Origin of the sequence: Vibrio sp. V23_P3S9T160 (assembly GCF_963886625.1) — a bacterium.
Taxonomy (GTDB): domain Bacteria; phylum Pseudomonadota; class Gammaproteobacteria; order Enterobacterales; family Vibrionaceae; genus Vibrio; species Vibrio anguillarum.
In genome coordinates, this window is sequence record NZ_CAWPDB010000149.1 from 58,580 (window position 1) to 69,337 (window position 10,758).

10 protein-coding genes are annotated in these 10,758 nt (G+C 44.8%); 2 read left to right on the top strand and 8 right to left on the bottom strand.

Annotation, left to right across the window (positions count from 1 at the left end; genetic code table 11):
- Positions 1-9: 9 nt before the first annotated feature.
- The 5 genes from AACU59_RS13745 to AACU59_RS13765 all read right to left on the bottom strand — a co-directional run bounded on the left by AACU59_RS13745 (position 10) and on the right by AACU59_RS13765 (position 4,673).
- Positions 10-1,569 (bottom strand): AbgT family transporter, encoded by a 1,560-nt coding sequence (locus AACU59_RS13745; RefSeq protein ID WP_019281153.1) that lies wholly within the window; start codon positions 1,567-1,569, stop codon positions 10-12.
- 256 nt (positions 1,570-1,825) lie between these two features.
- Complete coding sequence (locus tag AACU59_RS13750; RefSeq protein ID WP_017045593.1) at positions 1,826-2,239, bottom strand: type IV pilus modification PilV family protein; 414 nt, start codon at positions 2,237-2,239, stop codon at positions 1,826-1,828.
- On the bottom strand, positions 2,229-3,536 hold the full coding sequence (locus tag AACU59_RS13755) for a hypothetical protein (protein ID WP_094124937.1): 1,308 nt from the start codon (positions 3,534-3,536) through the stop codon (positions 2,229-2,231). The genes AACU59_RS13750 and AACU59_RS13755 overlap by 11 nt, the downstream gene beginning before the upstream one ends.
- Positions 3,527-4,195 carry a PilW family protein gene (locus AACU59_RS13760; protein ID WP_094124938.1) on the bottom strand — a complete coding sequence of 223 codons (669 nt, stop codon included), beginning with the start codon at positions 4,193-4,195 and terminating at the stop codon, positions 3,527-3,529. The genes AACU59_RS13755 and AACU59_RS13760 overlap by 10 nt, the downstream gene beginning before the upstream one ends.
- Complete coding sequence (locus AACU59_RS13765) at positions 4,173-4,673, bottom strand: GspH/FimT family pseudopilin (RefSeq protein WP_017043370.1); 501 nt, start codon at positions 4,671-4,673, stop codon at positions 4,173-4,175. The genes AACU59_RS13760 and AACU59_RS13765 overlap by 23 nt, the downstream gene beginning before the upstream one ends.
- Positions 4,674-4,775: 102 nt before the next feature.
- Between AACU59_RS13765 and AACU59_RS13770 the strand changes: the two genes are divergently transcribed.
- Entirely contained in the window at positions 4,776-5,207 is a 432-nt protein-coding gene (locus tag AACU59_RS13770; RefSeq protein ID WP_026028109.1) for a type IV pilin protein, read from the top strand.
- A gap of 109 nt (positions 5,208-5,316) precedes the next feature.
- On the opposite strand, the gene dnaJ is transcribed toward AACU59_RS13770, so the two are convergent.
- The 3 genes from dnaJ to grpE all read right to left on the bottom strand — a co-directional run bounded on the left by dnaJ (position 5,317) and on the right by grpE (position 9,597).
- Positions 5,317-6,459 carry a molecular chaperone DnaJ gene (gene dnaJ / locus AACU59_RS13775; protein WP_026027474.1) on the bottom strand — a complete coding sequence of 381 codons (1,143 nt, stop codon included), beginning with the start codon at positions 6,457-6,459 and terminating at the stop codon, positions 5,317-5,319.
- Between the two features lie 286 nt (positions 6,460-6,745).
- The gene (dnaK, locus tag AACU59_RS13780) at positions 6,746-8,653 is read right to left on the bottom strand and encodes a molecular chaperone DnaK (RefSeq protein WP_013857431.1); all 1,908 of its coding nucleotides are present in this window, start codon (positions 8,651-8,653) and stop codon (positions 6,746-6,748) included.
- A gap of 344 nt (positions 8,654-8,997) precedes the next feature.
- Positions 8,998-9,597, bottom strand: a complete 600-nt coding sequence (gene grpE, locus AACU59_RS13785; RefSeq protein ID WP_038148829.1) for a nucleotide exchange factor GrpE — start codon at positions 9,595-9,597, stop codon at positions 8,998-9,000.
- Positions 9,598-9,739: 142 nt separating this feature from the next.
- Here grpE and nadK point away from each other — a divergent pair, with 142 nt between their 5' ends.
- Positions 9,740-10,624, top strand: coding sequence for an NAD(+) kinase (gene nadK / locus AACU59_RS13790; protein WP_013857433.1), 885 nt, complete (start codon positions 9,740-9,742; stop codon positions 10,622-10,624).
- The last annotated feature ends 134 nt before the right edge of the window (positions 10,625-10,758 follow it).

Below are 10,758 nucleotides of genomic sequence, written 5' to 3' on the forward strand. Positions count from 1 at the left end.
ACGTTAACGCTACAAGCTGTATGTGTAAGGCGCTTGCACCCCTAGCGGAATACCAAAAGCCCAGTAAGCGAGCAGGAACAGCGTCCAACCAATCAGCATCGCAATGGAGAAAGGCATCATCATTGAAGCCAAGGTGCCAATGCCCGTCGATTTTACATAACGTTGGCAATACACCACGACTAATGGGAAGAAGACCATCAGTGGAGAAATAATGTTAGAAACCGAATCGCCCACACGGTAAGCCGCTTGCGATAGCTCGGGAGAAATCCCTACCGCCATCAGCATAGGTACCAGAATTGGACCAATCAATGCCCATTTTGCCGAGGCCGAACCCACCAGCAAATTAACGCTAGCCGTGAGTAAAATCATCCCCACAATCGTTGCTTGGCCGGGTAAGTCCATCGCTTTTAGGCCTTCGGCGCCATACAATGCCAACATAGTACCAATATTAGATTGACCAAACGCTGATAGGAACTGAGCACAGAAGAACGACATCACTATGTATGCGCCCATCGTAGCCATGGTGCCAGACATCGCTTTTATCACGTCATTACTGTTTTTAAAGGTGCCAGCCACTCGGCCATACACAATTCCCGGAATAATAAACAAGATAAAAATCAAAGGAACGATCGACTTCATCACTGGAGCAGAAAAGGCCGTTAGCTCACCATCAGGCGAACGCAGTGCTGAGTTTTCTGGGATCAAAGCCGCTACTAGTAATGCAATACCTACCACCATTGCCCAGCCAGCAAAACGAAATGCCCTCGATTCCGTTGCGCTGAATGTTCCTAGATCAGGCGCTATTTCCGTATCTTCATCGACAGGCATATTCGCTAGACGAGGTTCAATAATTTTCTCAGTAACATACCAACCAATCGCGACGATGATCACCGAAGATAAACCCGTGAAGAAAATGTTCGCCAGCGGATTCACTATGTATTGAGGATCCAAAATTTGTGCGGCGGTTTGTGTAAAACCAGCGAGCAAAGGATCAATACCAGAAGGAATAAAGTTCGCTGAAAAGCCACCAGAAACACCAGCAAATGCGGCTGCAATACCGGCCAGTGGATGACGCCCTGCCGCATGGAAAATAATCCCACCCAGAGGAATAACCAATACATAACCAGCATCAGCAGCCGTATGCGACACTATCGCCACCAAAATCAGCATCGGTGTTAGTAGTTTCGCTGGCGTGAAATTTAGCATTTTCTTAAGGCCTGTAGTGATAAACCCTGAAGAATCAGCCACTCCCACACCGAGCATGGCAACCAGCACGATACCTAGCGGCGCAAAACTGGTGAATGTGGTCACCATATTGGCTAGAAAACTCGCGAGCGCTTTACCTGTCAGTAGGTTATTCACCTGCAATGCTTCACCCGTTCGAGGGTTGGTCAAATCAAATGTCACATTCGATAACAGTGCCGATGAAACCCAAACAATAATCAATGCCCAGAAGAACAAAATCGCAGGGTCAGGAATTTTATTTCCTGCACGTTCAATAAAATTTAAAAAGCGATCCATACCGCTCGGCTTCGGAAATGGTGCTTGTTTTACGACTTGGTTACTCATTCGTAACTCCATATGTGATGTTGCTGCTGTAGGCCTATATCAATTTATTTAGCCGACCTATTAATCGTCGGTTATTCTATAAAAAAGCCTCAACCAAAGCACAAGCTTCTACAGTTTTTTACAAAAACGGGGACATATTTTGCAAAAATAGCATTCCACCACAACAATCCAAACACATTCTTATGCTCTTTTTTCCTACAAATCAGTAACCAATTTGCAAAATCAAATATTTCATTTTTGTATAAGCATCGAGACGCTAATCAAACTCACTGAACTGCGAAATCATGGTTTTCAGCTCAACCGACTGCTTATTTCCCTGACGATCATGCCAATAGGACTCAATATAAATGGTTTTCAGTGAGCCCGATAAAGAGACCGTTGGTACTGACCAACTGAGTGTATAAAAGGGATGTGAGTGATCTTGTCCGTTGACAATATCACTATCAAAATTCGCTGGCGTGAGAGTAGAAATCGCGGCAGAAGCGCCACGGCTACGAAACCATTCCAACTTTTGTTCGGCCAAATGTAGTGCTTCGATACTATGAACGGCAAAATCCGCCTTTTGTTCAACCAACACTTGTAATTTGACCAAACCCAGTGCCCCAACACCAATTAGAACAAACGATATCATTACTTCTATTAGGCTAAATCCTTGTTGTTTAGAGATCATTCCATGAACCTTTTTGCCATCTAGGTGGAACCGAAAAGGAAAAGCTGTTTTCAATATCACTGTTATATTGCAAACGTAGCGAGTTATAAAATAGTGCGATCTGACCTTGGGTATCAAAGGCCATTCCTCCGGTAAATTGAAAAGATCCCGACTGTAAGTAGGTAGCGTGCTTTGGCGTCAAGGTGGTAGCGCTGCCGTACAATGTTTTTATCGGTGCATCAAAATTAGCATTGAGATCCGCGATGAGTTCAGTATCAAATCCATTCCAATTTGCCGTATCAGCGGCAAATCCACTGTTAAAATGAAAGAGCCCCCCTTGAATGCTGCCACTCCCTCGAATCCCTAACACGCCATTATGCACCAGCAAAAAAAGGTAAGTCCCAGGATGAGCATTTTGTATGGTTGACATTGTATCAATCGATGCTTGGTTCAGTTGACAACTGCCATCAATCCATACTTGATTCGGCTGACCAAGAACCAAAGCACCTTTAAATTTCGAAACACAATCAACATCACCACTAGTCATTGTGTAACTCAAGAACTTAAATTCAGTATCGTCGCGTGCTTTTTCCCATTCTCCCCGTTCGTAACCAAAGAGATCTTTAAATGGGTTTAGCGTTTCATCTCGGTAAATATCATTTTTGACATCGACTGCTTCATAAAGACCGCGACTATTTTTCCAAATACCGCTTTGTGAACTACTGTTCGTTTTATGCGTCGGCGCGCAATCGGCACTATTGTCAAAAACAGCGCTTGGTTTTTGAATAGCACTCCCAACACCATTATTTGTCACTCCCGCCGTAGCAATAACATATTTAGCAACGGCGATAGCCGCGCATTCATATTTCCCATCACTATTTTTGGGCCCGGGATCTGGTGGAGAAATAAGTGTAGAGCCAAACACTATTAAGTCTGAAGTAGAACGAATGGCTCCTGGACTTCTCCCACGTTGAAACAGAATGTTCTTTTTCAACGTCGTCATTTGATACTGGGACATAAGTGTACTGGCGTTAGTAGGGTCTGCAGAGAGGTACGTTAACTCTAAATCGACACACAAGGTATTGAGGTTGTTGGGAATTGAACTATTTTTATTGTTCATAATATGGCTATAACCACACTCAAGCCCCCCTTCTGCTCGCCAATGCTGTTGCCTCGCTTGCACCTCATTTTGTGCTCGTTTGATCTGAAAAAAGAGCGAACGGTAGGAGCCTAATGCCACCACTAAAGCGAGCACCAACAAAAGCGTGGTGATCAATAACGTTACAGCGCCTTGCTGAGCTTGCTTCATTACTGCCAATTCCTTTGTTTTATTGCCACTCCAAATGATGTTGATACACGGCTATCCCCCACCAACTCTGCTGCCATAGAGATCGTCATGTAGGCTGAGCTCACACCATTCGCCGCTAATGATGCTCGCTGGGCTTGAAAATGAGTCACATTAATCTGGTTAATATCAAAAATAGCAGAGCAACCAGCCGTCGCTTGGGAAACGGTTTTGGCCCCTGAAATCACAGACGTCGGCCTGTCACAGACACCCAACGCGCCAGAAGTCATGACAAACCCAACATTTCTGATCTGTTTCGTTGCCCCCGTATCATCAAGGTAGGCATACGCGAGCGTTGATTGGTCGGCCGAAACAAAAACGATATCATCGCTATCCAGTAACGTGAGTGAGTTACCATGACCGCCATCATAACCTGCACGTTGAATATCTTGTTTGAGGTATTGCAGCGCGCCCGTCACTTGTTGCAGTAGCAGTAGCTCCTTGCCTCTTTCGGTCGCTACCTTCTGCCCAGTAATGAATACGGAGCCGATAATGGCTATCGCAATCAAGCCAAGCATGGATGCCACCATGAACTCAATTAACGTTGCCCCCATCTGCTTGGTTTCAGCGATATGAGCTTTATAGGTATGCTTTTTTGCTCTCGGTATGTTAGCTGCACTGCTTAAAACCAAAATAGTCTCCTCCATTACCACATAGGCGCATTCGTCCTGAAGGTCTATAGGTCGTGAATTTGAGTGCACCTTGGTGTGTTGAAAAATCAAGGCTCCCATTTACAGCTCGGCCATTAATGGCTTCAAAATGGATCTGATTTGACGGGTAATTCACCCCCAATTCAATATTGCGATAAGGTTGCCCCGATAGCGATGAAATCACTTGCCCCCCGGGATAGGTTCCTGAATTAGTCAGCACGATTTGCCATTCACCTTGGCTATTAACCGAACCCGACATGACAATATGCGCCCATAGCGGCTGCTTTCTCATTACTGCTTCCGAACGGGCGCTCATCATCAAGCCATTAATCTCACCCGCTAAACGTTGCATCTTTTGCGTATCACTGACTTGTTTGAAATTGGGAGCCGCTATCGTGAGTAAAATAGACAAAACGGAAACCGTGATAAGCAGCTCAAGTAAAGTAAACCCGCGAGCCATTTCCCAAATTCCTATGTAATTAAAATATGAAACAAAATTCACCTTGCGCGAATGCTATCACCTAATAAAAATAGCGGGTAAATCAACAAGGAACTCCACGTGATGATTCGAAATTCTAAATGCAACAACCACAACCGGCGGTCGTTCGGGATGACATTGATCGAATTATTGATTGCGGTTGTGATTATTGGCGTACTGTCTGCAATCGCTTATCCAAGTTATACCAAGCACGTTTTAAAAGGGCACCGAACCACCGCACTCGCCGATATGGGGAGAATTCAACTGGAACTGGAGCATCACTACGATAAGGGTTATGACTGGAGTGGGATCATTTCAGGGGGAAATTGCGTCATCTGTGAAAGCGATGCTGAACGCTATCAGTTTTCAGTCGCCAGCTCCGCAACCAGTAGCTACACCATCACCGCGACGGCGCAGAGCACCAGAGGCCAAGACAAGGATGAATGTCTAACCAGCGATAAGGTCATGACATTGAAATCAACCAACGAATCAGCCCCAAGCGCATGTTGGAAATAGAACACTACAAATGTTCCGTTTGTGAGGGGAGGACAAAGTCATCCTGTATCTGGAACGAATAAGGCCTGCATTGCAGGCCTTATTGGATAGATAATAATTCAACAGTGAATTAGCTGGTTAAATCATCGAAGAACTTTTTCACGCCATTAAAGAAACCTTCCGATTTAGGCTTATGCTTATTTGCCGCTTCACCACCGCAAGTTTCTTCAAATTCACGTAATAGTTCTTTTTGACGCGCGCTCAGTTTCACTGGTGTTTCAACTACGAGTTTGACAACCAAATCACCGATCGCCCCACCGCGTACGCCTTTCACACCTTTACCACGCATACGGAACATGCGCCCTGTTTGCGTCTCTTCTGGCACTTTCAAGTTTACACGACCATCGAGTGTTGGAACTTCAACTTCACCGCCAAGTGCAGCCATAGCAAAACTTACAGGGACTTCACAGTATAAGTTGTTACCATCGCGTTCAAAAATGTGGTGCTCTTTGACGTGAACTTGTACATACAAATCCCCCGCTGGAGCGCCCATTTCTCCCGCTTCACCTTCGCCAGATAAACGAATGCGATCGCCCGTATCCACACCGGCTGGAATTTTAACATTAAGCGTTTTGGTTTTTTGCTTACGCCCCTGTCCGTGACACACGTTACATGGGTCTTTAATGATCTTACCTTTACCATGGCAAGTCGGACAGGTTTGCTGTACAGCAAAAAATCCTTGGCGCATCTGTACTTGGCCGTGACCATGACAGGTTCCACACGTTTGCGCAGACGAGCCTTTCTTCGCGCCAGTACCTTCACAAGAATCACAATGGACCAGTGTTGGCACTTCAATCTCTTTCGAACAACCACGAACGGCCTCTTCTAAAGACAGTTCCATGTTGTAACGCAAGTCAGCACCACGTTGTGCACGCGCTTGACCACCGCCCCGGCGACCACCACCGAAAATGTCACCAAAGACATCACCGAAGATATCGCCAAAATCAGCACTGCCGCCACCAAAGCCGCCACCGCCCATTCCGCCTTGTTCAAAAGCAGCATGACCGTACTGATCATAAGCCGCTTTCTTTTGCGAATCGGTTAAAATTTCATACGCTTCTTTTACTTCTTTAAACTTGTCCGAAGCGCTGTCATCCCCTTGGTTTCTATCAGGGTGAAACTTCATTGCTAGGCGCTTATACGCCTTTTTAATATCGCGCTCAGAGGCATCTCGGCCTACGCCTAATACTTCGTAAAAATCACGTTTTGACATCTTCTTCGTCACCAATTTGTTACCGCAAACGACACGCTGCCGCTTGGTGTTTATATCGACCTAACTAATGGTTCTAGATTCTAGTGAATTCAAACTAAAAAGACACTGTTAGTTAGATGGACACCAATGAGTTTTCATTAATTACAGACATACGGGCGTAAGAGTTACCCCAAACGCCCGCATCATACCGTTGATTTCATTCTTCTCTTAGAGAAGTTAGGGTGGGTTAAACTCGCGAGCCACCCAACCCTAGCCCTCCCCGTTTAAAAGGAGGGAACTCAATCAATTACTTTTTGTCTTCTTTGACTTCTTCAAACTCAGCGTCAACGACATCGTCTTCTGCAGACTGTTGTTGGCCTTCACCCGCTTGTTGTGCTTGAGCTTTTTGCTGAGCGATCTCCATCAGTTTTTGAGCAGCAGCCATAAGCGCTTGAACTTTAGCGTCGATCGCTTCTTTGTCTTCACCTTTCTTCGCTTCTTCAAGCTCAGTAATGGCCGCTTCAATCTTCACTTTATCGTCAGCAGGAAGAGCATCACCCGCTTCTTCAATTTGCTTACGAGTACCGTGAATCATTTGGTCCGCTTGGTTACGTGCTGTCGCTAACTCTTCGAACTTTTTGTCCGCTTCTTTGTTTGCTTCAGCTTCTTGGACCATTTTCTCGATTTCAGCATCGCTCAAACCGCCAGACGCTTGGATAGTGATCTTCTGCTCTTTGCCTGTTTGTTTATCTTTCGCAGACACGTGCAAGATACCATCCGCATCCAAGTCAAACACAACTTCAATTTGTGGCATGCCACGTGGTGCAGCTTGAATACCTTCTAGGTTAAATTGACCTAGCGATTTGTTGTACATGGCTTGCTTACGCTCACCTTGTAGAACATGGATCGTTACTGCGTTTTGGTTGTCTTCAGCGGTAGAGAATACTTGATTCGCTTTAGTTGGAATCGTTGTGTTTTTCTCAACCAGCTTAGTCATCACGCCACCCATTGTCTCGATACCGAGAGACAGAGGCGTTACGTCAAGTAGCAGTACGTCTTTTACTTCACCCGCAAGCACACCACCTTGAATGGCCGCACCAACAGCAACCGCTTCATCTGGGTTAACATCTTTACGCGCTTCTTTGCCAAAGAATTCAGCCACTTTCTTCTGAACCATAGGCATACGAGTCTGACCACCTACAAGGATAACGTCAGTAATGTCGCCGACAGACAAGTCTGCATCAGCCAGCGCCACTTTCAGTGGCTCAAGCGAACGCTGAACAAGGTCTTCCACTAGAGATTCTAGTTTCGCACGTGTCACTTTCACGTTCATGTGCTTAGGACCTGCGGCATCAGCGGTGATGTAAGGCAAGTTCACATCTGTTTGTTGCGCTGATGACAACTCAATCTTCGCTTTTTCTGCGGCTTCTTTCAGACGCTGCATCGCAAGTGGATCAGTTTTTAGGTTGATGCCTTGCTCTTTTTTGAACTCATCAACGAGATAGTTGATCATGCGGTTATCAAAGTCTTCACCACCAAGGTGTGTGTCACCGTTAGTTGCTAGAACTTCGAATGTTTTCTCGCCTTCAACTTCATCGATCTCGATAATTGAAATATCAAATGTACCACCACCAAGGTCGTATACCGCGATAACGCGATCGCCACCTTGTTTGTCCAAACCATAAGCAAGTGCAGCCGCTGTTGGTTCGTTGATGATACGTTTTACTTCAAGACCTGCAATACGACCTGCATCTTTCGTTGCTTGACGTTGTGCATCGTTAAAGTATGCAGGAACCGTAATAACGGCACCAGTAACTGGCTCACCAAGAAAATCTTCAGCTGTTTTCTTCATTTTCTTCAGAACTTCAGCTGAAACTTGAGGAGCGGCCATTTTTTGGCCTCTTGCTTCAACCCAAGCATCGCCATTATCAGCCTTCACGATTTTGTAAGGCATGATTTCAATATCACGTTGAACTTCTTCGTCTTCAAAACGACGACCGATCAAACGCTTAATTGCAAATAGCGTATTGGTTGGGTTTGTTACCGCTTGACGTTTTGCAGGCTGACCTACTAGCGTCTCACCATCTGTATATGCAATTACCGATGCAGTTGTACGTTCACCTTCAGCGTTTTCAATAACGCGAGGTTTGTCGCCATCTAAAACAGCAACACAAGAGTTAGTAGTACCTAAGTCAATACCAATGATTTTACCCATCAGGCTATCTCCAAATAAATTCTATTTTTGTTTTATGCTACCCCCTATGTGGGGGAGGGAGAACAGGGTTTCAACCCTTACTCACAAACTAAACAAGGATGTTCGTTTCTCGTATGCCCAATAAATAAGGTCACTCAGCACCTTTTCAAGGGCAAAATTGAAAAAAGTTATGATATTTCGACTAAACAGCGTAAATAACGACTTTTTCAATCCCGAAATCACTTAATGAAGGTTTCTATCTCGACATTAATCGATTTCGACATAAAAAAGAGAGGCGACGTACACCTCTCTTTGGCACTGAATAAATTAACGCCAATAAAGCATTTGGCTTATTTCGCAACTCTTTACTTTGATACCATGACCATCGCAGGGCGAATCACTCGGCCATTCAACTCATAGCCCTTTTGCATCACAAACATCACAGTATTAGGTTCATGATCTGGGCTCTCTTGAATTGACATTGCTTGGTGCAATTCTGGGTTGAATGTTTCGCCTTCAGGATTAATCTCTTTCAAGCCAAACTTTTCAACTACGCCAATGAAAGTTTTGTGTGTCAGTTCCACACCTTCCACCAGCGGTTTCACCACTTCGTTCTCAGCGTCAGCAGCTTGAATCGTGCGCTCTAGGTTGTCTAACACTGGCAACAACTCTTCAGCAAAACGGCTCAACGCATATTTACGCGCTTTATCGATCTCTTGCTCTGAACGGCGGCGCATATTTTCAACTTCCGCTTTCGCTCTTAGCACCGAGTCTTTTTGCTCTTGAATTTTTGCTTCGCTCGACAGTAGCGCCGCTTCTAATTGCGCAATTTGGGACTCTTTCTCATCGACTTCAACTTGTTCGTTCCAATCGATATCCGCGTCAGTACCAACGACTTCAGCTTCTTGACCCACTACTTCTTGCTGTAGTTCTTCTTCTTTGATTTTGTTTTCTTCGTTGTTCATGATATCTCCAGAATCCAACTATTTTGCGCTTAACCTCCACAGTTCAAAAAGTTAAGCACACAAAAATTCGCACAAAGGCATAACTTGCCCTTATTATGGGGATGAACAATCCTGATTCAAGCCTAATTAGTTTGGAAAATTTATGAAAAAACCATTTGAAGTGATCGCTATCATTGGAAAACCAAGAGATCAACAAGCCATTCAGACACATAAAGAGCTTTACCAATGGCTAACTTCAATGGGATATCCGGTCTTTATTGATGATCGTCTCAGCGAAATATTGGAAGGTGTACCTGCGGAACATTTCGCTAGCCTGCTTGAAATCGGCAAAAAAGCAGACCTTGCGGTTGTGGTTGGGGGCGATGGCAATATGCTCGGTGCCGCACGCGTATTATCACGCTTCGACATTTCCGTGATTGGGGTGAATCGTGGCAATTTAGGATTTTTGACCGATCTCAACCCAGAAGATTTTCAACCAAGGCTACTTGCAGTACTCAATGGCGAATATTTAGAAGAGCAACGCTTCTTACTGGAAACAGAAATTCATCGTCACGGGCAAGTCAAAAGTCATAATGCAGCGCTTAATGAAGCCGTATTACACCCCGGCAAAATTGCACATATGATTGAATTTGAAGTCTATATAGATAATAGCTTCGCTTTTTCTCAACGCTCTGATGGCCTTATCGTTTCTACCCCAACGGGCTCTACCGCTTATTCACTTTCTGGCGGCGGGCCGATTTTATCCCCCAGTTTAAACGCCATTACATTGGTCCCCATGTTCCCGCATACCCTTTCAAGCCGCCCCCTAGTTGTGGATGGCAACCGCCAGATAAAACTGCTGGTTTCGCCTGATAATCGCGGAACACAGGAAGTTAGCTGCGATGGACAAGTATCCCTACCGGTTTCCCCCGGTGATGAAGTGCATATTTACCAAAGCCCAAATATTCTAAAGCTCATTCATCCTAAAGATTACAGCTACTATCACGTGCTAAGAAAGAAACTGGGTTGGTCGAGTAAATTGTTTTAAACCAACCTCTTCACCTTCTATTGACTGTCGACCTCGATTAATAATATCGAGGTCTTTTTATCGGGAATCTTTAATATTTAATGAGTTTTTAAATTTCTATTTATTTTCCATTATAAATTTACTCATCCTATAGC